Origin of the sequence: Quyinboa mangrovi (assembly GCF_042219825.1) — a bacterium.
Classification (GTDB): Bacteria; Bacteroidota; Bacteroidia; order Bacteroidales; family UBA5342; genus JBHJHP01.
Genome location: NZ_JBHJHQ010000003.1, coordinates 42,877 through 67,658, shown reverse-complemented (window position 1 = coordinate 67,658; position 24,782 = coordinate 42,877). Strand labels below are relative to the sequence as shown.

The window sequence follows — 24,782 nt, the reverse complement described above, 5'->3', positions numbered from 1 at the left end:
TCTAAAATTTAATAGTATAACTCAGTGTTGGCAAAGGGAAGGGTAACAGACTGAACTGACGGACCACGAATAAATCCTGCATCAGATTTTGATCCCACCGTGTTCCGGGAAACATAAAAGTAGGATTTTTAGCTGCCGTTACATTATACACACTAAGATTGAATTTATGAGTGGTTCTGGTCATTTCTTTTATATAAGTTATACCCAGGTCAACCCGTTTGTAAAATGGCATTTTGTAGCTGTTTTTAGACTCAAAAAAGTAATTGTCATCCACAAAAAACGGGATATTCCCGTCATCGGGGCCATATACATAGTAATTATTCCAGTACTGTTTGGTGTCAGGACTGTTCAGTAAAGGCATTTTCTGATCGTAAAGTGTAAATGAATTTCCTGAATTCAACTGCACATTGGCTGAAATCTCCCAGCTATCGTTTAATTTATAATTACCGACAACAGACAGGTCGTGGCGTCTGTCATACTTGAATGGATAAGGCATCCCGTTGTTAAGATCCTTAAAATACCGATCACTCCATGCCAGTGTGTATCCTAACCAACCAGTTAGTTTGCCCTGTGTTTTCTGAAAAAACAGCTCCATGCCATAGGCTTCGCCACTTCCCTGTGTCACTTTGTCTTCCCAGTTTGTTTCTATAAGAAAGAAGGATTCTCCCTCTTTATAAGAAACCAGGTTGTCCATCTTTTTATAATAGCCTTCGAGTGTAATCTCATACACATCGTTTATAGCCAGGGCTCCTCCCAGTGCCGCCTGCCAGGATTCCTGTGGTTTGATATTTTCTGTAGCGGGAACCCATAAATCAGTCGGTAAATTACCGATGGAATTGGCCAACAGATTAAGGTACTGCGTCATTTGCGCAAACGAGGCTTTAACTGATATATTTTTATCCAGTTTATATCTCAGTGATGCTCTGGGTTGAACGGACTGATAGTAGGTTTTCCCTTTGTTAAAACCAGAATAATGCACACCGATATTAGCTTTTAGCCGGTTTGAAAATTCGATGTTATCTTCGGCATACAGTGCCACTTCAAAAGCAGGAATATTGACAAATCCCAGTGTGGTGTCGAGCAGTGAACCCTGACCGGATGAATTATAATTTAATGCAGATGTTCCAGGCGTATAGGTATGATAAGTGTACCATCCTCCCATTCGAATATACTGTTTACTCGTCGGAATAAAATCAAAGTCCTGTTTGATCCCAAAGTCCCTTATGTTGGAGTAATAGGACAGATCAAAACTTTCCGATTCTTCTTCCTCTCCGGTTACTTTACTTTTATAGTCGAAACCAAGACTAGTCTGAAACTGGTATTTGGTATAGGTAAGAGTGGTATTAGAGAACAGCTTGCTGTTGAAAACATGGTTCCAACGCAATGCAGAGGTAAGATTTCCCCAGAAAAACCTGAACCCGATGGTATTTTCGTTATCGTAAGTAATTAAGGTTTGTGTTCCGTCCCGGTCTTCGTAATTGGAGTAGCTGTATTTGTCGGTGACCCCAAGACCCAGCACATCCCGTCCGTTATAGACACTTAAAAACAGACGGTCATGGTCAGAGAATTTATGATTGATTTTGGCATTGATGTCATAAAAATAAAGATCGAGATTAATATCGACGTTTGGATCTGTATTAGAAAGTTGAATGAATGGCGCTGCAACAGCATCAATATAAGTTCGCCGGGCAGCAAACAGGAAGGATGTTTTACCTTTGCTGATTGGTCCCTCCAATAAGATTTTGGAAGAGATTAAACCCAGTGTCGCTTCTCCGTGATAATTATACAGGTCTCCTTCTTTCATCCTTATATCAACTACCGAAGATAAACGGCTGCCATAGCGTGCAGGGAATCCTCCTTTTACGAGGTCCACACTTTTTATGGCATCTGCATTGAATACCGAAAATATTCCAAGGGCATGACTGACATTATATACCGGAACCCCATCCAGTAAAAACAGGTTTTGATCAGGGCCACCGCCACGAACATAAATCCCTGCAGTCCCTTCGGTTCCTCCCGCAACACCGGGCATCATCTGTAATGTTTTTAGTACGTCTACCTCTCCGAATAAAACAGGCATAGACTTAACCTGTTTGGGATTCAATGATACCGTGCTCATCTGTGAAGTCTCCACTGTTTGCTGTGGAGAACGGTCCATAACGGTAATTTCCTTAAGGGTTAAAGATGGACTGAGCTCAATATTAATGATTGTATCCTTTTTAAGGTTCAAACTCAGTTTAACCGGTTCATAACCAATATAGGAGTATTCGATTTCCACATCTTTACCAGCTTCAACACTGATGGAGTAAAACCCGTAATAGTTTGTAACGGTTCCTTGCTGCAGAGCCCTGATGTACACATTGGCCTGTATAAGCTGTTCACCCGAGCTTTTATCAGAGATGGTACCACCTATATTGACTTTTTGACTGAAGAGTGGAAGTGGGAGTAAGAATAGCAATATTAAAATCCTGTTCATTAGGGTTTTATTATTAGGTTAATATGATTATTAACACCCAAAGATAGTGTTTCATCATCTAAATTCATCAGTATATGCTGTATTAACGACGCATAATTAGATAAAAAGTTGCATAAGAGAATAAAAACTGTAAAAAATAATACCTTGCATTGTAATGTTTTTTTTTCTGGAACGTATCTTATTTAAAAGCGATTTTTTTGAGAACTAAGGAATTCAATACACATTTTCTGGAACATAAAGCGGCGCTGTTTGGCTATATATTCGGATTGGTAAAGAACCGGGAGGAGGCTGAAGATGTGCTTCAGGAGCTTTATCTCAAACTATGGCGTAAAAGGGATTCCATTAAAAAGGAGACATGCCGTTACTATTTCTACAGCAGTGCCAGATCGTTAAGTATTGATGCCCTTCGAAAAATAAAACGGACAATGGATCTGCAGTTTTCTGTGGAGTATGAAACGTTCTCTGAGAATACCTTTGAAAAGCAGGAACTGACCATGCACTTCAGGAGAGCTATTGATAATCTTCCGGGAAATTACAGGGAAGTGATTTACCTGGTGGATGTATGTATGATGAACACAGCTGAGGTTGTGGATTTGACCGGTCTGAAAACAAATAATGTTCGCGTTATTCTGAGTCGGGCCAGGAACATGATAAAGGAGGAACTGACTAAAATTTACAGTTATGAGCGCACAGAAAAATCCTGACGAACTATATAAGGCTGCCATCCAAAGTGAAAGGCAGGCACTTACTGAACAAGGTAACAGCATTCAGATAAAAATGAAATCTGATAAAGCGGTGAGAGTGAGGCGGATCGTATATTATGCATCTGTGGCCGCAGCGATTGTTGCAATGTTTCTGATTTTCAATCCCTCGGCGAAACAGAACAGAAAGTTGAGAACATTTCAGGTCATGGTTAGCAATATGGAGTTTACACCACCATCAGAGACATTCAGGTTTGACACCAGGATCAACCAGATTAATAAACTGAATCAGAAAATTGAAGAAATGAATAAGGATGATATGATAAACCGGTTAAATGCAAAAATGAAAAAGTATAAACAACAAAACAAAGCATTATGAAGACAAAACACATTGGACTTTTACTGGTGATGATATCAGTATTGTTCGTATCCCACACGACAGTGGCTCAGCAGTTTAAATCTCCTGTAAGAATGCTGTATGAAAAGTATGAAGACAACTCGGACATGAATATGATGTACATGAGTAAAAAAATGTTTGAACTGAAATTCAGGCAAAAGTTACAGGGGAATCCTGATTTTCCGGAGGATATCATTGATAATTTTAACGAGATGATCCTGATTGGAGGTGAAGATGATAAACTGATTCCGGATGATGAAATGAAGAGGCTGAAAAGTGAAATCAGGGATAAGAACTACGAACAGATCGTAAAAATGGTGGATGACGGAGAAAGCCTGACGGTTTATATCCTGGAAGATAAAAAGACGGATCGCATTAAGGATCTGATTGTAATGGCGCTGGAAGATGATGAACAATTAATTCTCAGTGTTTCAGGAAACATGACCATGAAGGAAATTATTACCGTTTCCCGACTGCTTGATATTAACATTCTGGATGTTTTAAATATGTAAGAAAAGCGGGCACTGCCCGCTTTTTTTGTTTTCTATTTTCACAGATAATTACATTTGTATTATTTTATGGCATTGAGTTACTTTTTAAAGAAGCCAATGAAAAAACTAACGGTTTTCCGTGATTTACTTTCGATATCAATATGTGTAAATTTATAGTTGTTTTTTGACCTTAACTTAAATTGAAATGGAATAAGCATTTAAAAATGAAAGCTAAATTGTTTTTTTTAATCCTGATTATGACATCGCTGTGTTCTGTGAATGCACAGGCGCAGGATGTTCCGGTAGTTGTAAAGCTTAAAAAGGGGGATAATTACACCTGTCCTTTGTTTTATGTTACAGTAACTATATCTAAGCTTCCATCCGCCGATTCAGTTAAAGTCTATATGAAAAGTATTGATTATGTTCAACCTGCAGGATTTAACTATGTTACAAGTCTTGAATTCTTTGTGAAAAATAAAACATTGAACACTCCGTTTTATGCTCCTAGTGCCATTCCGGATCGTAACCCTGAAAGTAAGTTTATTGAAATTACGACTACAGGATTAACATATAAGTTTAATTTGCTTCAGATTTTTATAGCAGGATCTATACCTCAGCGATTATCAACTGAGGCATATTTATATGATTTAAAAGTTATGCTGACATCAACATTTATGGTGGAGGAAGAATTATATCCATTCTATAAAATAGAATCAAATACAGAAACAAATCTTCTTCATACTTTTCACGATGATGATTTAGCGCATTGAGTATTTCGGGAAATATTTCACTCCAGAAAATAGTTACAGTACCACGTCTGCTTGATATTAATATTCTGGATGTTTTAAATATGTAAAAAAAGCGGGCACTGCCCGCTTTTTTTATGTTCTTATCTTACCGGATAAATTGTAAATCCGTATTCGTATTGTTCTCCGGCATACCGCATATATTGCGGATGAGGTTTGGCTCCCCAGCTGTTGTCGCCGCCAACGCCCATCTGAAATTTATCTATTCTCAGTTCCACCAGGTCGCGAGGCTTAATGTCCGTTGTATGACGCTGTGCCTTACGCATTCCGGCATCAAAATCTTCAACCGTATTATTCAGGGCACTGAATCCTATGGGTTCATCACCTTTTATGCATAAGCCAATGCCATCGTGGTTGATCAGTTTCACCCAGCGCGTATCCGTTTTATATCCGTTTTCCTGTGGCCGGATATATGGCCAGTACTGGTCAGCCACTTTTGAATGGTAAAGATCCACAAAGGCTGCAGTGTTACGGTCGACATAGTTTTCCCACGGGCCACGTCCAAAATAACTCAGGTTATCAAATTCTGCAGGCAGTTGCATGGTCATGCCGATTCTCGGAATCTCCGGCAGTTTTTCCTTGCGTGCTTTAAAGGCGTATGAAACGTGAACTGAACCATCGCCCTTAATATCATATTCCATATGGATAAACCCATCGATACTGTCCAGCTGGAAATGTGCATATACAATTACTTCATCATCAGAAACCTGTTTGGAATACACATCGGTAGCTTTGAGATCTGTGGTGACATCCTTCCAGATTTTGCATCTTCGTGGCATTCGGTTTCCGAAGTCATTATCCGTGGGAGCTCGCCAGAAATCAGGCTCGAGCGGTTCTTTAACCAACTGTGTCTGATTTACAATATATGAGCTGATCACGCCATGTGTTCTGCAGAAACCAACAGAAAAGTCAAGACCTGCAACACTGATTTTTTTATCGTCTGTTGTAATTGTCAGTTTGCGCATCGGCCTTTCCACTGGTTTCGGTTCAATGTATTCAGGATACCTGAACTGTTCAGTTGCAACGGTATGGATCAGAGGAATAAGATCCGATGTCTGACCGGTCATCGCCTCAATGGTTAAAAAGTATTCCACGCCCGGTTCAGGTTTAAAATTACTTAGATTGAGATTCACGGTTCTCGATTCCTGGGGCCTGATGTTTAAACCGGCCAGGTTTCCCTGAAGTACAAGCTTCCCGTTTCCTTTCAGTTCCCAGTGATAAACGAACGGGGCAAGGGACGTGAAGAAAAACTTATTCGTAATCTCTATCTCTCCCTGCTTCAGATTAACTGCTTTGAATCCAATATTCTGATACACTTTTTTAATTTCATGCAGTGCAGGATGCGGAATTCTGTCGGGATTAACCACGCCGTTCAGACAAAAGTTACCATCGTTTTTTGTTCCTTCCGGCTCAAAATCGCCACCATAACCAAAAAATGTTTCTCCTGTAGCTGTTTTTTTAACAATGCCCTGGTCCACCCAGTCCCAGATAAAACCACCCTGGATCTGTGGTTCCGATTCCACCAGATCCCAGTATTCCTGGAAGTTTCCATTACTGTTGCCCATGGCATGCGAATATTCACACCAGATAAATGGCCGTTCCGGATCATTTCCGGTATATCTTTCCTTTACATATCTGATACCGGCGTACATGTCGCCATGAATATCGGTATGGCGTTCTTTGATGTCGGTTTGTTTTTCTGCTCTTTCATAATGAACCGGACGGGACATATCTCGTTTTTTTATGGCTTTGTAGGCATTCAAAAAGTTCATGCCTGTTCCGGCTTCATTTCCCATACTCCACACAATAACAGAAGGGTGGTTCTTATCGCGTTCCACCATATTTATGTTGCGGGCAATATGAGCCTTTTCCCATTCCGGTTTGGTAGCAAGTGTGTATTTGGGGTCATAGCCAAAACCATGCGTTTCCAGGTCTGCCTCATCGTACAAATAAATGCCATATTTATCACACAGTTTATACCATAGCGGATCGTTAGGGTAGTGGGACGTACGGACAGCATTAAAGTTATTTTCCTTCATCAACTGAATATCTTTTATCATGGTTTCTTTATCCACCACATGCCCGTAGACCATGTCATGCTCATGCCTGTTGACACCTTTCAGGAGAATAGGTTTCCCGTTCACAAGCAGTTGTCCGCCTTTAATTTCACTGGTTCTGAAGCCGATTTTTGTACTGACAGCTTCCAGAACTTCACTTTTAGGGTTTTTAAGAACAATATTCAACGTATAAAGGTTAGGAATTTCTGCGGACCATTGCTTCACATTCTTAACAGTGCCGTTAAATGTTGTTGTGATTGATTGTTTCCGCTTAACGGTAACGTCTTTTTCTCCTTCAAGTACACTGATCCCATTTGCGTCCTTAACTTCATAAGACAGCTTATAACGGTAAGCAGAACGTCTCTGCAGGTTATCAACGTCAACATCAAGGAAGAATATACCATTTGTATATTGCGCATCGAGTCCGGGTTTGGCGAAAAAATCTCGGATATAAACCTGTGGTCTGGCAGTCAGGTAAACATTACGCTGTATACCGGCAAGGCGCCAGAAATCCTGATCTTCAAGGTAACTGCCATCGCTCCATTTAAATACTTTTACAGCCAGTTTATTCTTCCCGGGTTTTACATAATCCGTAATTCTAAACTCAGAAGGAAGCTTGGAATCCTGTGCATAGCCCACTTTTTCACCGTTGATCCAGACATAGTAAGCAGAGCTTACAGCTCCAAACGTCAGGAATATCTCTTTCCTGTCCCAATCCTCAGGGATGTCAAACACTCTGACATACGATCCCGTAGGGTTGTAGTTTTTGTCGATAAACGGTGGATTTTTTGGAAATGGATATCCTGCATTTACATAATTGGCAAATCCGTAACCAAAAATCTCCCAGTTTCCCGGTACAGGAATGTCATCCCATTTTGAAACATCATAGTTTTCCTGGTAGAAATCTTCCGGACTGTCAGCAATGCGATCTGCAAAACTGAATTTCCAGGTGCCATTCAGGTTGATATAATCCGGATTCAGAGATGGACAATCCTTCTGTGAAAGGTCAGAGTTCGGATATGCAAGAAAGGTAGCGTGAGCTTTTTCCGCATTAATTGAAATGACATCAGGATTTTCCCAGTCATTTTGTTGCGCGGACACCGTGAATGTCAGCAATAAAAAAGTCAGTATGGTTATGTTCTTCATATTAAAATGTTTAAATTCTTTTTGTTGTAAAACATTGATAGTATTTTCATAAAGTTATAAAGTGAGACCCGAAAGTTATTAATTAATTTTGGTAGGGCGGAAATATTAGGTGGGAAATTACGACAGTCTACTTCAAATAGTTTTTATATTTTTGTACAAAATCAGAAAGAATGAATTTTTTCGAACACCTTGGCCGATACGGTACGTTAATGGGAAAAGTTTTATCCAAACCCGACAAACACAGGGCCTTTGTGAAAAATACGATCATTGAGTTTCAGAAGCTGGGAGTTCAGTCTGCCGGTATTGTAGCTATAATATCAGTATTTATAGGTGCCGTTATTGCCATCCAGACGGCATATAACATGGAAAATCCGCTTTTACCAAGATATTCTGTGGGGCTGGTTACAAGGGATACATTATTACTCGAATTTTCATCTACCATTGTATCATTGATCCTCGCAGGGAAAGTTGGATCTAATGTGGCATCGGAGATTGGAACCATGAGGGTAACGGAGCAGATTGATGCACTCGATATTATGGGGATCAATTCTGCCAATTATCTTATTCTGCCAAAGCTCGTTGCATTTGTTATCATCATTCCGTTTCTGGTACTTTTAAGTATGGTTCTGGGAGTTGCAGGTGGTTATCTGGGAGGTGTTACGCTTTCAGGTGCAGTAACATCCACTGATTATTTATTTGGGATCCAATACTATTTTATTCCGTATTACATTGTTTATTCGCTTATTAAATCGCTCTTTTTTGCATTTATCATTGTTTCCATTTCAGCTTATTACGGTTATTTTACTAACGGTGGAGCGCTGGATGTTGGAAAATCCAGTACAAAAGCAGTTGTTCACAGCACTGTGACGGTGTTGCTTTTTAATGTTTTACTCACTCAAATGTTGCTGGGATGATAGAAGTAAAGAATGTCTCAAAAAGCTTTGATGGCAAACAGGTACTGAAAAATGTATCGGCGGTATTTGAAGCAGGAGTAACCAACCTGATTATCGGGCAAAGTGGTTCCGGTAAAACGGTTTTGCTGAAAAGTATTGTGGGACTCCATGCCATAGATGAAGGTAGAATACTGATGGACGGACGCTGTTTTTCAGCTTTAAGGCCAGGGAGTAAAGAAAAGAAAGCTGTTCGACGCGAGATGGGAATGTTGTTTCAGGGATCTGCATTGTTCGATTCCATGAGCGTTGAAGACAATGTACGGTTTCCCCTTGAAATGTTCACAAACATGACCGTAAAGGAGAAACAGGACAGGGTAGATTTTTGTCTTGACAGGGTGAATATTCAGGGGGCTCATAAGTTGTTGCCGGCAGAAATCAGTGGCGGAATGCAGAAAAGGGTGGCTATTGCCAGGGCCATTGCCTTAAATCCAAAGTATTTGTTTTGCGATGAACCGAATTCCGGACTTGATCCTAAGACATCGATCGTTATTGATCAGCTGATACAGGAAATAACAAAAGAATACAATATAGTTACCATTATAAATACCCACGATATGAACTCCGTTCTGGAGCTGGGTGAAAAGATTATTTTCATCAACCAGGGAGAGAAGGCATGGGAAGGAACCAGCGATGAGATCATGAAAACAAAGGACGAAGAGGTCCGGGCATTTATCTTTGCTGGAAATACAATGAAAGGTTTTAAGGATTATTACAATGAATAAACAGGTTCGCTAACCCCAAAGTGAACTCATTGATCGAAATTACTGTTTATTATAAGTTGTGATAATTTAAAATGCATGGCACTTAAAAGCAATATTGCACCACTTGGGAATATGGAAGAGCTTTCGTTTGAAGATTTCAAAAAAGAGGTATTAAACGATTATAAACTTGGTTGGGTCAGCCGTAATTTAAGTATTACAGGCAGAATGGAGGTCCTTACCGGAAAAGCCTTTTTTGGCATTTTTGGTGATGGTAAGGAGGTAGCCCAGATTGCAATGGCAAAAACATTTAAGAATGGTGACTGGCGATCGGGTTATTACCGTGATCAGACGTTTATGCTGGCTACAGGCATGCTGACTCCGGAAGAATTTTTCTCCCAGCTTTATGGTGATACAGATATAAACCGTAATCCTTCAACCGGAGGAAGAGGCATGAACAACCACTTCGGGTCAAGAATAATTGATGCCGATGGTTCCTGGAAAAATCAGACAAAGCAAACGAACTCTTCAGCTGACGTATCCTGTACTGCAGGACAGATGCCACGTTTAGTAGGTCTGGCGCAGGCTTCGAAATTATACAGGAATAATCCGGATCTTTCCCATCTTCAATCCATGAGTAAAAACGGGAATGAAGTGGCTTTCGGAACAATCGGGGATGCCAGCACATCAGAAGGTCAGTTCTGGGAATCTATCAATGCGGCAGGTGTATTGCAGATCCCAATGGCTATCTCCATTTGGGATGACGGTTACGGTATTTCTGTTCCGCGGAGTGTGCAAACCACAAAGGACAGCATTTCGGAAGCTTTAAAGGGATTTGAAAAAGAAAGCGGTACCAACGGATTAAAGATTTACAAAGTTAAAGGCTGGGATTATCCAGAGTTGATAAAAATATACCAGAAAGGCATACAGCTTTGTCGCAAAACACATACGCCGGTTTTGTTTCATGTGAACGAACTGACACAACCACTCGGACACTCTTCTTCAGGTTCCCATGAAAGGTATAAAAGTCAGGAGCAGCTAAACTGGGAAAAGGAACATGATTGCCTGGTGAAAATGAAGGAATGGATTCTGGAAAATAATCTTGCGCTTGAGGAAGATCTGGATAAACTGGAATCTGAAGCGAAGAAAGAGGTTCGTGATGCCCGCAAGAAAGCGTGGGATGCATACCGAAAAGAATTTGACACCTATTACAAGGAACTACGAGCGATTGTGACCGGAAAGACCTGTACCTGCGACATTGTTAATAAAGGCAAGATTGATAAGGTACTGGAAGAACTCGATGCAGTGCAGTTTCCGGTAAAAGAACATTTGCTGAGTGCGGCCAAAACAATTCTTTGGCATACCTGTCGTACATGTGAGCTTAAAGGTTCATTACGGGATCAGCTGAATGTATGGCTCAAACAGAAACGAAAAGAAAATTACGAAAACTATTCCAAACATCTTTACGATGAACCGTGGCCGAAACTGGTGGGCGAAAGTGTCCCTCCCGGAATAACAAATGCTGCAATACAGGTGAATGGCAATGAGGTGATCCGTCGGAATTTTGATGCATTGCTGGCTAACGATCCGCGGATTCTGGTATTTGGTGAAGATTCCGGAAAACTGGGCGATGTGAATCAGGGACTGGCGGGATTGCAGGATAAGTTTGGAGAGATGCGTGTGGGAGATACCGGTATCAGGGAAACAACCATTATCGGACAGGGCATAGGTCTGGCACTTAGGGGACTTCGTCCCATTGCCGAAGTTCAATACCTTGATTACCTGATTTATGCCATTCAGACCATGAGCGACGATCTGGCTTCACTGTCCTGGCGTACTGCAGGGGGCCAGAAAGCACCATTGATAGTCCGTACACGCGGGCACCGTTTGGAAGGCGTTTGGCATTCCGGTTCACCCATGAGTTTGCTGATAAACAGTCTGCGTGGTTTCTATATTTGCGTACCAAGAAATATGACGCAGGCCGCAGGTTTTTACAATACCTTGCTTGATCACGATAATCCGGCGTTGGTAATTGAGCCACTTAATGCGTATAACCTTAAGGAGTATCTTCCTGACAACTTAGGGAAGTTTAAAGTTCCTTTGGGCAAACCGGAGATCTTACAGGAAGGGGAAGATATCACCCTGGTTACATATGGCTCATGCGTAAGGATCGCTCAGGAAGCCATTGAACGATTAAAATCGTTTGATATATCTGTGGAGTTGATCGATGTTCAGACACTGCTTCCGTTCGATGTGGAACACGTTATTGCAGAATCCATCAAAAAAACCAACAGGGTACTCTTTTTTGATGAGGATGTTCCCGGAGGTGCTACCGGATTTATGATGCAGCAGGTACTGGAAGTACAGAAAGCCTTTGAATATCTTGATTCAGCACCTAAAACACTCACAGGAAGGGACCATCGTCCGGCCTACAGTACCGATGGTGATTATTTTTCAAATCCAAATGCTGATGATGTGTTTGAGTATGTATATGATATTATGAATGAAGCTAAACCGGATAAATATCCTGGCTGGACGTGATCATTTTTGCAAAATAAAAAGGTACCGTAAAGGGGAAAACGGTACCTCTCTGAAAAACAAACTAATCTTAGTTTGTATCTTCCGGAAACAGTAGTGAATCTAATGAATGATAATAAATGGTGAAGTTATTATCCCGGAAGACGTTTGAGCCTGTAAATAATACAGACCTGATATAAAGTGATTTGTGTTCATTACAGGAAACGTATTATCTGCTTTTTTTATTTCAATTAACCTGCCAATTCTGTCATAAATTTTTATTTTAAGGATTTCAGAAGCGCATTCAACGGTAATTTTATCTGTCGCCGGATTGGGGTATATCTTAATCTTACCGGGATCAACATACGGTGTGTCGATAATTGTTCCCTTCTGAGCAGCGCCGTTTAATTTGTATGAACTTAATATTTTAAATTGTCCGGCAGACAGGTCCATTTGTAGTGTCCCATTGGCTACCGCTATTGAGTCCCCGGTGAAGGCATCCCACCACCATCCGTTCATGGGCATAGAAACAACACTGGATTTATTTGAAACGTCAGTATTGGAAGCCACAACCACAAAAGCCGTGTCGTTATCATTCAGAATTATCTTTTTAATAGATTTTGCCCCAATATCTGTGGTAAAGTCGGTGGTTTTGAAAATGGGATTCTGAGTCTTAAGATTGATGAGTCTCGAAAATGTATTTTTCAGTGCGACTCTGTTTGTATCTTCCAGATAAGACCACACAATGGGTTTTTCTCCAATTCTACCGTTATAATCTATGGAATAATCGTAACCCAGTTCTTCAAACTGCCACATCATTTTAGGCCCCGGAATTGTAAAAAACAAGGATGCAGCCATGCCAATTCTTTTTAAGGCAGTCTTCGGATCTTTCACAGAATAATTCCCATTTGAATTTCCCCAGGTAAGGCATTTGTACATTAAACGTTCTTCATCGTGGCTTTCCATATAACTTACAAGGTTTGGATTATTCCATCCTCTGGTTTTGTATGACGCCCAGCTAAGGTTTGATGTTGTTACATATCCCATGGCATTTTCACCATAGGCATAATTCATATTGCCCCAAAGCAGAATTCCATGATTGGCCAACACTGTTTCCTCGGAATTATCTGCCAGATGTTCGCAGATCATGTAGGCCTCAGGCTTTTGTTCCTTCATTTTATCATAAATACGTTCCAGTATTTTGATGCGTGATAAATCATAGGCCTGGCCTGTTCCGGGAGTATTTGTAAACCCTTTGGTAAAGTCGAACCGGAATCCATCCAGGTTATAATCATTCAGCCAGTGATCGGTAACCCTGTCAACAAAATACTGAGTTGTCGGTGATTCATGGTTGAAATCGTATCCCCATGAAAACAAGGTATTGGGACTCGTAACATTGAACCATGGATTTTGAGGTGAGGGATTCCCATTTTCAAAATACATCTGAACCATTGGATTCTGTCCGTAAGCATGGTTCAATACCATATCCATAATTACTATCATTCCTTTGGCATGGCATGAATCGATGAACTCTTTATAGTCACCTTCTGTGCCGTAATATTTGTCAGGTGCAAAAAAGAAAGAAGGGTTATATCCCCAGCTGCTGTTACCCTCAAATTCATTAAAAGGCATTAGTTCAATGGTGTTCACGCCTAAGGATTTAAGATAGTCCAGTTTGGTCCGGACTTCTTTTATAGTATGAGACTCCACAAAATCGCGGATTAGTAGTTCATAGATAACTAAATCCGAAACTTCCGGCAATTCGTAATTCGTAATTTTCCATTCGTAATTGATTTTGCCGGGTTGTAAAACGCTTACAATTCCTGTGGTTTTTCCTGCCGGGTATGGTTTTAAATTTGGATATACACTTTCAGAAATGTAACCATCATTCCAGGGATCGAGTACTTTTTCGGTGTAAGGATCTGCGATCAGAAGTCCGTCATCGATAAGGTATTGGTATGCGTACTCAATCCCTGGAGTGAGATTATTCAGTGTAATCCACCAGTAGTCACCATCCTTGTATAACTGGTAATCAGAAGACGGCACCCAGTTATTAAAATCCCCGATCAGGTAAACATGTTGTTTGTAAGGAGCATAAAGTACAAGGGTCACGGATTGATCCGAGATATAGTTAATTCCGTCAATAACGCCTTCAGGTCGTGATTTTTCAACCGGAGTGTCCCTGACAAAAATCAAAGTGGTATCATAATCAGTATTGCCATCTTTTTCTGCTTTTATAATAGCCGTATAAGTTCCCGGATCAATAAACTGATAACTGAATTCCATGTTTATATCATTTACGGAATGAACTGTGCTGTTATTGATTGTCAGGCTTAAATCAGCAGTGTCGGATGCCGATGCTTTAAAAGTAATACTTTGGGTAGGATCAATAAGTAAAGGTGAAGCATCAGGATAGATGAAAGCAACAGAGAACTCATCTGTGGCCACATCCACAAAAATATCGGTTCCCCCGGTTCCTTTACCTTCCCTGGTTGCATCGGCACTACGAAATACAAACGCAAGTTGAAGTATCGTTTCACTTTCAGGAACACCATAATAAGATCGAATAGCCGGCGTTAATTCCAGTTTATACAGATTGGTGGATATCCGGGTCAGCTTACAAGCAGGAATATTTACTCCCCATTCTGTCTTTACATATTTCCAGTCACTTGTACCGGTACTTTTATCAGTGATAACACCTGTGTGTGCGTATATGTCACCAGTATAGTTTTCGAGGCCGCCTGATCCCTCTGATGCGTTGAAATATACTATAACCGGTTTCGAGTCCACTGGTATCCCCGGATCGGTATACACAACCTGTGCATAAGAGACAATTTCAAATAAGGAAAATAAAATAAATACGAGTTTCCTCATGCCTTCATGGTGTTTTTTAAAAGGTGACTAATTTATGATGTAAAAATTCAGAAACAATAAAAAAGCATACCCAAAACTGGATATGCTTTTTTATTTAAAAAGAAGTATTATTCGATAGTTCCTGTTCCATCAGTAAAGTTAAGCGTAACTTTTTGTCCTGCTGTAACATTTGCTCTTTCTTGATCATCACCGGTACCTCTGTATTCAATTACACCGTTAAGAACGATAAATTCAGCTTGCCACCAATCAATAGCATTGCCATCATCTTTAGTTAATGTATTTGCTTTAACATACATTCTCAACTCTCCGTCTGCTGTGAATACAGGTGACGTAATGGTTTTAGCTGTATTATCAACCGTGAATTCTATTCCTCCAGCCCATGAATCATCCCCAAATACAGGGCCAATACCATTTACGGAAGGAGCATTTATTTCAATAGTTTCATCAGCAAGATTGACAACTACCATGTAATATCCGGATTCAGCCACATCAGGTACGTTGTCAGTTCCTTTTGCATAAACTCCGTCTGTAGCTCCAGCTGTTGCATCAACACCAAAATCTTTACCCCAGCTTTTTTCCTGGCAAAATTTAATGCCTGCATCTGCCACTCCAGCTTCAATCCATACAACGCGCCAGAATAAGTGAGGATTACTATGTACAGGTATCATTTCGATACCATTAGCAGCCCAGTCCCAGCCTCCAATAGAAGCTCCAATCATATACATTTGTTCCGGGTATTCTGGAGGAGGCAATTCGCCAGCATCTTCAGTTGTGCCGACAACACCTGCAATACCTTTCTCTCCTGCAGTCCAGGTAAATGTAAAGTTTAGTAATTGTCCACCATTATCAACTTCAATATCATCACCATCTGCGGTCAGGTCAGCCAGAGATCCTCCGTAGCTTATATCAGGACGACAGTGATCACCGTCCTGGCCTCCTGCATCAAGGTTTGTCCATGGAACATCTTCTAAAATAAATTTCCAGGCTTTATTGATACGAACCTTAAACTTGCCACTTAAATTTACGCTTTTACTTGTTGTAAATGTTGCTGATTCTGCAGTTCCTGAAACATAAGAAGCAACATCTCCTGTTGCACTGATTTCGAATTCATTAATCTTCATAATCCAGAACTGTGAAGTGGTTTTATCGGTCATCACATAATACAAACCCGCTTCAGAGATAGAATAAGTATCAGTACCACCAGAAACCAGACTACCTTTTTTATACATGATAGAGTCGGTTGCAGTTCCTACCTCTGCATTTTGATAAACTGTTTCAACACTTGCAGCACTGTAACTGATGGTTTCATCTGCTGTAACTTCAGAAAATGCAAATTCGCCTGCTGAGAGATAGAAAATGCCATACATCATGCCTTCCCTAACAGCTTTTACAGCATAATCACTACTAGGTTCAACATATTGTTTTGCGTCCAGAACCAATACTTCATCTCCGGTTGCTGTTCCTTTAATCTGCATTCCATAGATAGGATTATCTATTACAGTAGGGCCATTGTCATCTTTATTACATGAGGTAAAATAAACTCCCCCAATAAGTAACATGAACAAATACAAAAGATTTTTCTTCATAACTTTTATTTTATATTAATTAGTAACTAAAAATAATTGCGTTTTTATAATTGTAAATTAACAGGATCACTGTTTAAATTAGGATTCGCATCAAGCTGATCCTGAGGTAAAGGGAACACACGTCTTTCGGCACCTTCTCCGGATTCTGTTGCTCCCAGCCACCAGTTTCTGTCAGCAAAAAGTCCAAACCTGATTAAATCACTTCTTCGGTGGCCCTCCAGAAATAATTCTCTTCCTCTTTCATTCAATACTTCACTCAATGTAGCTGTTACAGAAGGCAAACCTGCTTTGGTACGCGTTTGATTTAGATCATCATCCGCTGAAGCATCTGCAAGTGTAGCTCCTCTCAATGTTGCTTCTGCCCGCATCAGGTAGGCATCAGCCAGGCGGAACACCGGAAAGTCATTATTCATAATTGGTCCTGATCCGATTTCTACTTCGAATTTAACAACCCGATAACCTGAAAATCGTGTAACTGCAGCTCCATCAGTAGCGTCTGTCATTATGTCGGCTTTAATATTCTGTGTAAGAATTAGTTTACCATTGTCATTGGATAATTCATTACCATCAATATCATACTGCTGACCACGAAGGAAAGCACTCGCCCTTTGATCAACGATTTCATCGTTTACAGAGGTGTTATCGTCCGGATTATCATATCCGTCATTTGGTGCAAATAGTTTTTCATAATAGTCCGGTTTTACAGCACATCCGTTCCAGGGCGAACTTTGGAGGTCGTATGTCTTTTGATGCAGTGTATGCAGTGTTCTGAAATTGTGACGCATTCCATCATCCGCATTTTCATCTCCAAGGATTGAAAATATAACTTCCGAAGAAGCGGCATTATCAACTTTAAATGGTCCAAGTCTGTCTGATTCAAGTTGATAACCGGAATTTATGACTAAATTCATATACTTCGCCACAGAATCCATGTCGTTGACATTGAAATTACTATCACCCTTGTATATTGCTCCGTTCAAATATAATTTACCCAATAGCATATAGGCCATTGCTTTGGAAATTTTGTAGTTGTCAACCGTTCCCGGTTCCGGTAAATCAGGAATTGCTTCTGTAACTACTGTAATTAGTCTGTTGTAGATATCGGCTCGTTTAACACGATAGGGATTACTTTCGGCATTGCTAAACGATTCACTATAAGGAACTGCTCCGTAGTTGTCAATCAGCAAATAAAACAGATAGCTTCTTAAAACTTTCATTTCAGCACGGGCCAGAGTTGCTGCTTCACTGTCAGCCTGAAAATACTCTAAAGCCTGGTTACAACGAACCACACCTGAGTATAAATGAGACCACATGCTTTGCACTCCAATTGTTGTAGAATTCCATGTGTGTCTGTGCAGAACACGCCATTTCCCGTCATCTTCCCAGTCTGTTCCACGCTGAGGGAAAACCAGAAAATCAGATGTTACCTCCTGCATATATAACCACCAACCCCAGTCATCCAACAAATGCCTTTGCTCTGTATAGGCACTTAACGTAATTGACTCCAGTTGACCTTCGTTCTCCGGAAACTTATCGGCAGGTAAATTTTCATATATTTCAGTATCAAGATTACAAGCCGAGATCCAGAAAATACTGGCTATAATAATTAATATTCTATATGTCTTCATCACTTATTCAGTTATTTGATATGGTTAATTTTAAAAAGTAACATTAAACCCGACGGTGAATGTTGTACTTTTTGGATAAACATTAAAGATATCAATGCCAATTGTACTTGGATCAATACCAGAGTATTGAGTTAGTGTCCATAAGTTGTTTCCTGAGGCAAATACTCGTGCTCTTTGCAGCCAGTTAATATTTTTTGTATTAAATGTATAGCCTACGGTAATGTTTTCCAGCCTTACAAAATCTCCTTTTTCCAGAAAATAATCAGAAAAAGTAGAAGCCTCTTTGAGTTCAGTCCTGGCAGGTGCCGAATTCAGAACGTTTCGGGTTGGGAAATAACTTGGGTTATCAAATACCATATTAGTAGCATTCAGGATATCGTGTCCGAACATTCCGCGCAGTGTAAAGGTTAGATCCCAATCCTTAAAAAGAGTAATATTATTACTCCATCCCAACTCTAGCGTTGGTTGTGCATGTCCGAGAATTTGTTTGTCTTTTTCTTCAATATTATCAATAGTGGCATAAGTTCCATCCGCTTTCTCATATAAAAAAGAACCTGTTCTCTTATCTATGCCGACAAATTTAGGACCAAAGAATGTTCCCCTTTCTTCCCCTTTCTTCATAATTTGAGTATAGGTGCCATAACCAAGCGGTTCCTGTAAGTAGCCTTCATTTACTTTTTCTACTGCCGGATATTGCTCGTTTCCAAGGGCTGTAATAATAGCTTTGTCATGTGTAGCAACGATTGTACTCGCCCATTTTGCATTTAGACCGGCAAGGATATGTCCAGTTAATGAGGCCTCAAAACCATTTATATCAATAGCACCTCCATTAGCCAGGGTACTGGTAACAAGATTAGGTGGGACTGGAACTGTATAGGAATATATTAGGTCTGTGGTTTTTTTGTTATAATAATCCACAGATCCGGTAATTCTGTCGTTAAGTAATCCAAAATCAGCTCCGATATTTATTTCAGTGTTTACTTCCCATTTTAAATAAAGATTGGGATTCTGAATTGCCCCGTAATTAACGGTATACTTATTGGTGGTTGGATCCAGAGTATAACCTGTAACACCATACAATGCAATATTCTTATAGGAATCGATCTCCTGATTTCCTGTTTGTCCATATCCCAATCTGATTTTGGCCAGGCTTAAAAAGTCAACATCTTTCATAAATGACTCCTGCTTCATATTCCAGGCAAGAGAAGCTGATGGGAACAGTCCCCATTCTTTATTTGCTCCAAATTTGGAAGATCCGTCACGCCTTAAAGTGGCAGTCACAAAATATCTTCCGGCATAATTGTAAACGAGTCTTCCGAAACCAGAAATAAGCTTACTTTCACCTTTATAAGAATCAACATCTCCCGGAACAACCAATGCCAATGAAGCTAAATCGTCAGCTCTGGTATAATCTGAACCTGGATTTTTACCTTCGGCACTAAATCCGTCCCAAAGGAATTTCTGATAAGAATAACCACCGACCAGATTTAAAGAGTGATTGTTAAATTCCTTTTTGTAATTTGCAAAAGCTTCAAATAAAATGGATGCATTGTTCCCGTAATTCCGTCTGCCATATCCTTCTCCATTTATTGGTCCATTAGATGCAGGTTCAAAGTATGATGATTCTGAGTCATCGCGGGTATACGCACCGTTTAAGGTAATTTTAAAACCATTAAATACGTCAATATCTGTTTTTAATCTACCTAAGAAACGCTTGGCATCCCTTGTATTTTGAATATCGTTTAAAACGGCGACAGGGTTACTGTAATTATTTACCGGTTGCGTAGGATCCTGATAATATGTTTTATCTTCGTTATAAACCGGAATCGTGGGATTTCGCTGAAAAGCCTGGAACAACACACCGTCGGCTCCTGAGCTTCCATAATTTATATAGTCGTTATGTTCAATTGTATTTGCAATATTCATGGATAGCGTAACAACATCATTAAATGCTTTGGTTTCTGCATTTAATCGCATTATTGTACGTTGTTTACCTGAATTTAATACAATTCCCTGCATATTATTGTGAGAAAGAGAGGCTCTGTAATTGCCGTTTTCATTTCCTCCCGAGAATGCCAGGGATTCATTGTTGGAATATCCCGTTCTATAAATTTCGTCCTGCCAGTCGGTGTTATATCCCAAGTCTCTAATTTCAATTCCCAGTTCATTGGCATAGGCTCTGTATTCATTTGCCGACATAAGATCAAGTCTACTTTTAGATGCAATTTGATCAATGGTGCCATAACTACTGAATTCGATTCTTGATTCTCCTTTTTGACCCTTTTTCGTGGTAATAATTATAACGCCATTTGCGCCTCTGGATCCATAGATTGCTGCTGATGACGCATCTTTTAAAATGTTAAAACTTGCAATATCTTCAGGTGCAATAGTTGTTGGATCAACACCCACAACACCATCAACAACATATAAAGGATCTGTACCAGCCGATAATCCTGAGGCTCCTCTGATTTTTACATTAAATCCTGCATTTGGATCACTTCCGGCTTTTCGAATCGTAACACCGGCAACCTTCCCTTGTATCCCCTCAATAGGATCCTGAACGGCGACAGTCTGAATGTCTTTGTCAGTCACATTATAAACGGCCCCTGTTTTATCCTCCTTTTTCTGAACGCCATAGCCAATTACAAGAAACTCTTCCAGTTGCTCAAGTTTGGGATCAAGGGCTACGTTAAGTACAGTTTGCCCTGTAGTAGAAACTTCCTTAGCATTATAACCAATAAAGCTAAATACAAGGGTTTCGTTTGCTGAAGGAATGGTAATGCTGTAATTTCCATCAAAGTCAGTAATTACACCCATCGTTGTTCCTTTTACAAGAATAGAAACCCCCGGGAGTGGAGATTTGTCTTTAGCATCTGTAACAGTACCTGTTACAGTTACAGTTTGAGCAAATATATTTGTTGAAAATAAGAGAAATGTGCTCAACAATATTATTGCTTGCTTTTTGATTTTTTGTCTCATAGAATCAATTTCTTCGTTAACAATAAAAACCTGAAAATTAACTGAGATTTTATAGAGATTTTTTATGTATAGCCTTCCCAAGCCAGTACAAAACTATGACTGTTTAAAGCGATTGCATAGATTTTTTGCGCAAAAGGCAACAAATTTTAACGAAAACGTTTCCGCAAACGTTTTCGGAATTAGTGTTCCGCACGTAGGTTAGGTATAGATTATACTTGCAGTTGAATAGAGTTTTCTTGCTTAACTTAATATTAATACCTAATATTGTAACTGTACAACACCTCAATACCGGTGAAAAGAACTCAGATAACCATTAAGGATATTGCTCGCGAACTGGGTATATCTCCTTCAACCGTTTCCCGTGCGCTAAAGGATCATCCCGATATTAGTGCAGAAACAAAAAAGGCAGTTAGAGATCTGGCTGCTAAATATCATTATACGCCTAATTCTATAGCACTAAGCTTAAGAAGTCAGAAGAGTAATGTGATTGGTGTAGTCATCCCTCAGATTGTACATTTTTTCTTTTCATCCGTTATAAGTGGCATTGAGGAAGCCGCAGAAGAATATGGATATAATGTTATGGTGTGCCAATCGGATGAGAGTTACGAAAAGGAGATCCGTAACGTAGACACCTGTATCAGTAGCCGTATAGATGGTATTCTGGTTTCCATGTCAAAGAATACGCACAAATATGATCATTTTGAAAAGGTACTTGACGATAATATCCCTCTGGTTTTTTTCGACAGGGTGTGTCCAGGTGTAAAAGCAGACCGTATTGTTGTGGATGATTACTATGGTGCGTTCAATGCAGTAGAACATATGATCAAAGGCGGATGCAGGCGTATTGCTCACCTTGGATCATCAAAACATCTTTTAATTGCACGTAACCGGTTGAATGGGTATATTGATGCGCTGAAAAAATATGGTTTGCCGGTTGATGAAAGTATTATTCTTGAATGTGACAGTCGGGAAAGTGCATTGGAAAGAACCCCGACATTATTTACAAAAGGTGAAAATCCGGATGGAATTTTTGCCATAAACGATCTTGCTGCTTCAGGGGCACTGACGGCTGTGAAAAGACTTGGATTTAGTGTTCCGGATGACGTATCAATATGTGGCTTTTCCGATGGTCTGGTGGCACAGGTGGTCGAACCACCGATGACTACCGTGGAACAACATGGATTTGAAGTGGGAAAGGCAGCTGCACAATTACTGATTGACCGTATTGAAGGCAGAGCTACGACAAACAGCATCACCAAAATGATCAAAACAACACTTGTTGTTAGAGAGTCCACCAGGCTGGTAAAAGATTCTGCAAACGTTTGAAATTTCAAAAAATAAGATTAAGTCATTTAAAATCAGTGTCATATGAGAAAAGTAATTTTTTACTTGGTATGATTGTCCATATATTTGTTGCACTGATTTTATAAAAGAGATTTCCCGTATAACAACTTCCCGCCAATTAATAATCTGCAATATTAATTGCTAACCAATGCTATATTCATGAAAACGAAACCCCGCCTTAGTTTTTGGCAGATATGGAATATGAGTTTCGGGTTCCTTGGAATCCAGTTTGGCTTTGCTTTGCAAAATGCCAATGCCAGCAGAATACTTCAGGTTTTTGGAGCTGATGTTGAACATCTTAATTGGTTTTGGTTGGTTGCTCCTGTAACAGGTATGATCATTCAACCTATTATAGGGTATTATAGCGACCGAACATGGAACAAACTAGGGCGAAGGAGACCATACTTCCTTATTGGTGCTGTATTGACCAGTATTGCATTAATCATGATGCCGAATGCTCCGCATTTTGCACAATATCTTGCCCCAATGTTTATTGGAGGCGGTTTGCTGATGATTATGGATGCATCCATAAATATTTCCATGGAACCATTTCGTGCTCTTGTTGCTGATAAACTACCGGAAGATCAACATACTCTGGGATTTTCAGTTCAGACGCTGTTAATTGGAATTGGGGCGGTTATTGGTTCCTGGTTACCTTATATTTTGGGTAATTTTTTAGGGTTTTCAAAAGAAGCTGAAGAAGCAGGCAGGGTAGCACCCAACGTATACTGGTCATTTTATATTGGGGCCATGGTTTTGATAACAACCATTGTATGGACTGTTTCAACAACTAAAGAATATCCTCCAGAATTTTACGATGAGGAGAAGGTTGAAACAAAAGTTAAGGCAAAATTCAAGATTCCTAAAACGATGATCCAGCTTCTGGTGGTTCAGTTTTTCTCCTGGTTTGCATTATTTTCTATGTGGGTTTACACCACACCGGCAATAGCATATCATTTTTATGGTACGCTTGATGCCAACAGCACAGGGTATCAGGAAGCGGGGGACTGGGTTGGTATTTTGTTCGGCGTTTATAATGGTATTTCAGCCATTATTGCGTTATCACTACCTGTCATTGCAAAACGAATTGGAAGACGTCATACACATGCTTTAGCGTTGACCATTGGTGGATTATCTTTCCTGTCATTTATATTGTTTAGAGATGACACGTGGCTGATTTTACCAATGATAGGCATCGGTATTGCATGGGGGAGTATTCTGGCCATGCCTTACTCTATTCTTGCGAATACAATACCGCCAAAGCAAATGGGTGTTTTTATGGGACTGTTTAATATGTCCATTACAATTCCTCAAATTACAAATGGTGTTTTCGGAACGCTTATTCTTAAGCATATTTATAATGATAATCCTTTTAATGCCATTATTGGTTCAGGAGTTTTGATGTTACTGGGAGCAGCAAGTACATTCTTTGTGGAGGATAAGTTGGATAAAAAGACCGGGCATTAGTGGAAGTCAAAGCATGCATATTCGATCTGGACGGGGTGATTTGTGATACCGCAAAATATCATTACCTGGCATGGAAAGAGCTGGCAGATAGTCTTGGATTTAAGTTCACTCCTGAAGACAATGAACGGCTGAAGGGTGTAAGCAGAATGGTATCACTGGATATATTGCTGGAAATAGGAGGTTTAGCATTTGATGCTCAAAAAAAACACCAGATGGCTGAAGAAAAAAACATGCGCTACAGGGAATATATTTTTAAGATGAACCCAGATGATATTCTGCCCGGTGTTCTGCCATTTCTGGATGAACTGAAACGGTCTGGAATAAGTATCGCTTTAGGTTCGGCGAGTAAAAATGCGAAAACCATACTGGAACGACTCGGAATTCTATCGTTGTTTGATGCTATAGTAGATGGCTCCATGGTTCAACACGCCAAACCTAATCCCGAGGTCTTTCTCCTTGGGGCGGAACTGGTTGGAGTTCAACCGGCAGAAACGGTGGTATTCGAGGACGCACAGGCAGGTATTCAGGCTGCTTTGAATGGAGGCATGATTGCAATTGGTATAGGTGACAAACCTATGTTGCAAAAGGCACATTATGTTGCAGATGGATTTAAGGATTTTACGCTGAAAAAACTGCGTGAAATTGTGGTAAATCTTTAACAA

Annotated in this window: 16 protein-coding genes; 10 read left to right on the top strand and 6 right to left on the bottom strand. The window is 40.0% G+C overall.

The genetic code is table 11. From position 1 onward, the window contains the following. Position 1: 1 nt before the first annotated feature. On the bottom strand, positions 2-2,476 hold the full coding sequence (locus ACE1ET_RS06395) for a TonB-dependent receptor (protein ID WP_375727544.1): 2,475 nt from the start codon (positions 2,474-2,476) through the stop codon (positions 2-4). Between the two features lie 197 nt (positions 2,477-2,673). Here ACE1ET_RS06395 and ACE1ET_RS06390 point away from each other — a divergent pair, with 197 nt between their 5' ends. The 4 genes from ACE1ET_RS06390 (at position 2,674) to ACE1ET_RS06375 (ending at position 4,835) form a co-directional block, all read left to right on the top strand. Next, the gene (locus ACE1ET_RS06390) at positions 2,674-3,180 is read left to right on the top strand and encodes an RNA polymerase sigma factor (protein ID WP_375727543.1); all 507 of its coding nucleotides are present in this window, start codon (positions 2,674-2,676) and stop codon (positions 3,178-3,180) included. Next, entirely contained in the window at positions 3,158-3,556 is a 399-nt protein-coding gene (locus tag ACE1ET_RS06385; RefSeq protein WP_375727542.1) for a hypothetical protein, read from the top strand. Before ACE1ET_RS06390 ends, ACE1ET_RS06385 begins: the two co-directional genes overlap by 23 nt. After that, complete coding sequence (locus tag ACE1ET_RS06380; protein ID WP_375727541.1) at positions 3,553-4,086, top strand: DUF4252 domain-containing protein; 534 nt, start codon at positions 3,553-3,555, stop codon at positions 4,084-4,086. The genes ACE1ET_RS06385 and ACE1ET_RS06380 overlap by 4 nt, the downstream gene beginning before the upstream one ends. 203 nt (positions 4,087-4,289) lie before the next feature. After that, positions 4,290-4,835, top strand: coding sequence for a hypothetical protein (locus ACE1ET_RS06375; protein ID WP_375727540.1), 546 nt, complete (start codon positions 4,290-4,292; stop codon positions 4,833-4,835). Positions 4,836-4,954: 119 nt separating this feature from the next. Here the strand turns inward: ACE1ET_RS06375 and lacZ are convergent, their stop codons facing one another. Continuing rightward, complete coding sequence (gene lacZ / locus ACE1ET_RS06370) at positions 4,955-8,074, bottom strand: beta-galactosidase, LacZ type (protein ID WP_375727539.1); 3,120 nt, start codon at positions 8,072-8,074, stop codon at positions 4,955-4,957. Positions 8,075-8,244: 170 nt separating this feature from the next. On the opposite strand from lacZ, the gene ACE1ET_RS06365 reads away from it, so the two are divergent. The 3 genes from ACE1ET_RS06365 (at position 8,245) to ACE1ET_RS06355 (ending at position 12,266) form a co-directional block, all read left to right on the top strand. Beyond that, complete coding sequence (locus tag ACE1ET_RS06365) at positions 8,245-8,988, top strand: MlaE family ABC transporter permease (RefSeq protein WP_375727538.1); 744 nt, start codon at positions 8,245-8,247, stop codon at positions 8,986-8,988. Further along, on the top strand, positions 8,985-9,749 hold the full coding sequence (locus ACE1ET_RS06360) for an ABC transporter ATP-binding protein (protein WP_375727537.1): 765 nt from the start codon (positions 8,985-8,987) through the stop codon (positions 9,747-9,749). Before ACE1ET_RS06365 ends, ACE1ET_RS06360 begins: the two co-directional genes overlap by 4 nt. A 75-nt stretch (positions 9,750-9,824) precedes the next feature. After that, entirely contained in the window at positions 9,825-12,266 is a 2,442-nt protein-coding gene (locus tag ACE1ET_RS06355) for an alpha-ketoacid dehydrogenase subunit alpha/beta (RefSeq protein WP_375727536.1), read from the top strand. Positions 12,267-12,365: 99 nt separating this feature from the next. Here the strand turns inward: ACE1ET_RS06355 and ACE1ET_RS06350 are convergent, their stop codons facing one another. The 4 genes from ACE1ET_RS06350 to ACE1ET_RS06335 all read right to left on the bottom strand — a co-directional run bounded on the left by ACE1ET_RS06350 (position 12,366) and on the right by ACE1ET_RS06335 (position 21,309). Continuing rightward, entirely contained in the window at positions 12,366-15,116 is a 2,751-nt protein-coding gene (locus ACE1ET_RS06350) for an alpha-amylase family glycosyl hydrolase (RefSeq protein ID WP_375727535.1), read from the bottom strand. Positions 15,117-15,223: 107 nt separating this feature from the next. Beyond that, a complete protein-coding gene (locus ACE1ET_RS06345) occupies positions 15,224-16,702 on the bottom strand; it encodes a SusF/SusE family carbohydrate-binding protein (RefSeq protein ID WP_375727534.1) in 1,479 nt (492 codons plus the stop codon). Between the two features lie 44 nt (positions 16,703-16,746). Continuing rightward, complete coding sequence (locus tag ACE1ET_RS06340; RefSeq protein ID WP_375727533.1) at positions 16,747-18,330, bottom strand: RagB/SusD family nutrient uptake outer membrane protein; 1,584 nt, start codon at positions 18,328-18,330, stop codon at positions 16,747-16,749. Between the two features lie 30 nt (positions 18,331-18,360). Next, positions 18,361-21,309: a SusC/RagA family TonB-linked outer membrane protein gene (locus tag ACE1ET_RS06335; RefSeq protein WP_375727532.1), complete on the bottom strand. Its 2,949-nt coding sequence runs from the start codon at positions 21,307-21,309 to the stop codon at positions 18,361-18,363. A 291-nt stretch (positions 21,310-21,600) separates the two neighbouring features. Here ACE1ET_RS06335 and ACE1ET_RS06330 point away from each other — a divergent pair, with 291 nt between their 5' ends. The 3 genes from ACE1ET_RS06330 to pgmB all read left to right on the top strand — a co-directional run bounded on the left by ACE1ET_RS06330 (position 21,601) and on the right by pgmB (position 24,779). Beyond that, complete coding sequence (locus ACE1ET_RS06330; protein ID WP_375727531.1) at positions 21,601-22,635, top strand: LacI family DNA-binding transcriptional regulator; 1,035 nt, start codon at positions 21,601-21,603, stop codon at positions 22,633-22,635. Positions 22,636-22,812: 177 nt separating this feature from the next. Next, on the top strand, positions 22,813-24,120 hold the full coding sequence (locus ACE1ET_RS06325; RefSeq protein ID WP_375727530.1) for an MFS transporter: 1,308 nt from the start codon (positions 22,813-22,815) through the stop codon (positions 24,118-24,120). Next, the gene (gene pgmB, locus ACE1ET_RS06320) at positions 24,120-24,779 is read left to right on the top strand and encodes a beta-phosphoglucomutase (RefSeq protein ID WP_375727529.1); all 660 of its coding nucleotides are present in this window, start codon (positions 24,120-24,122) and stop codon (positions 24,777-24,779) included. Before ACE1ET_RS06325 ends, pgmB begins: the two co-directional genes overlap by 1 nt. Positions 24,780-24,782 lie beyond the last annotated feature (3 nt).